Source organism: Lentilactobacillus diolivorans DSM 14421 (genome assembly GCF_001434255.1).
Taxonomy (GTDB): Bacteria; Bacillota; Bacilli; order Lactobacillales; family Lactobacillaceae; genus Lentilactobacillus; species Lentilactobacillus diolivorans.
In genome coordinates this window covers 1-1683 of record NZ_AZEY01000081.1, presented here as the reverse complement: position 1 = coordinate 1683, position 1683 = coordinate 1, and the positions used below count along the sequence as shown (strand labels likewise).

The 1683-nt window shown below is 50.9% G+C and carries 1 rRNA gene; it reads left to right on the top strand.

Features of this window, described 5'->3' with window-relative positions:
* Positions 1-41 precede the first annotated feature (41 nt).
* Positions 42-1616: ribosomal RNA gene (locus FC85_RS09515) — 16S ribosomal RNA — on the top strand.
* Positions 1617-1683 lie beyond the last annotated feature (67 nt).

Below are 1683 nucleotides of genomic sequence, written 5' to 3'. Positions count from 1 at the left end.
AAAATAATCATGAGCTTATTTCGAGCTTATCATTTTAACTATAAGATGAGAGTTTGATCCTGGCTCAGGACGAACGCTGGCGGCGTGCCTAATACATGCAAGTCGAACGCGTCTTGGTCAATAATTTTAGGTGCTTGCACTTGACTGATTTGACATTAAGACGAGTGGCGAACTGGTGAGTAACACGTGGGTAACCTGCCCTTGAAGTAGAGGATAACACTTGGAAACAGGTGCTAATACTGCATAACAACGAAAACCGCCTGGTTTTCGTTTGAAAGATGGCTTCGGCTATCGCTTTAGGATGGACCCGCGGCGTATTAGCTAGTTGGTGAGGTAACGGCTCACCAAGGCAATGATACGTAGCCGACCTGAGAGGGTAATCGGCCACATTGGGACTGAGACACGGCCCAAACTCCTACGGGAGGCAGCAGTAGGGAATCTTCCACAATGGACGAAAGTCTGATGGAGCAACGCCGCGTGAGTGATGAAGGGTTTCGGCTCGTAAAACTCTGTTGTTGGAGAAGAACGGGTGTCAGAGTAACTGTTGACATCGTGACGGTATCCAACCAGAAAGCCACGGCTAACTACGTGCCAGCAGCCGCGGTAATACGTAGGTGGCAAGCGTTGTCCGGATTTATTGGGCGTAAAGCGAGCGCAGGCGGTTTTTTAGGTCTGATGTGAAAGCCTTCGGCTTAACCGGAGAAGTGCATCGGAAACCGGGAGACTTGAGTGCAGAAGAGGACAGTGGAACTCCATGTGTAGCGGTGAAATGCGTAGATATATGGAAGAACACCAGTGGCGAAGGCGGCTGTCTGGTCTGCAACTGACGCTGAGGCTCGAAAGCATGGGTAGCGAACAGGATTAGATACCCTGGTAGTCCATGCCGTAAACGATGAGTGCTAAGTGTTGGAGGGTTTCCGCCCTTCAGTGCTGCAGCTAACGCATTAAGCACTCCGCCTGGGGAGTACGACCGCAAGGTTGAAACTCAAAGGAATTGACGGGGGCCCGCACAAGCGGTGGAGCATGTGGTTTAATTCGATGCTACGCGAAGAACCTTACCAGGTCTTGACATCTTCTGCCAACCTAAGAGATTAGGCGTTCCCTTCGGGGACAGAATGACAGGTGGTGCATGGTTGTCGTCAGCTCGTGTCGTGAGATGTTGGGTTAAGTCCCGCAACGAGCGCAACCCTTATTGTTAGTTGCCAGCATTTAGTTGGGCACTCTAGCAAGACTGCCGGTGACAAACCGGAGGAAGGTGGGGATGACGTCAAATCATCATGCCCCTTATGACCTGGGCTACACACGTGCTACAATGGACGGTACAACGAGTCGCGAAACCGCGAGGTCAAGCTAATCTCTTAAAGCCGTTCTCAGTTCGGATTGTAGGCTGCAACTCGCCTACATGAAGTTGGAATCGCTAGTAATCGTGGATCAGCATGCCACGGTGAATACGTTCCCGGGCCTTGTACACACCGCCCGTCACACCATGAGAGTTTGTAACACCCAAAGCCGGTGAGGTAACCTTCGGGGGCCAGCCGTCTAAGGTGGGACAGATGATTAGGGTGAAGTCGTAACAAGGTAGCCGTAGGAGAACCTGCGGCTGGATCACCTCCTTTCTAAGGAAAAACGGAATCCTACACATTGTCGAAAGTTTTGTTTAGTTTTGAGAGGTTTACTCTCAAA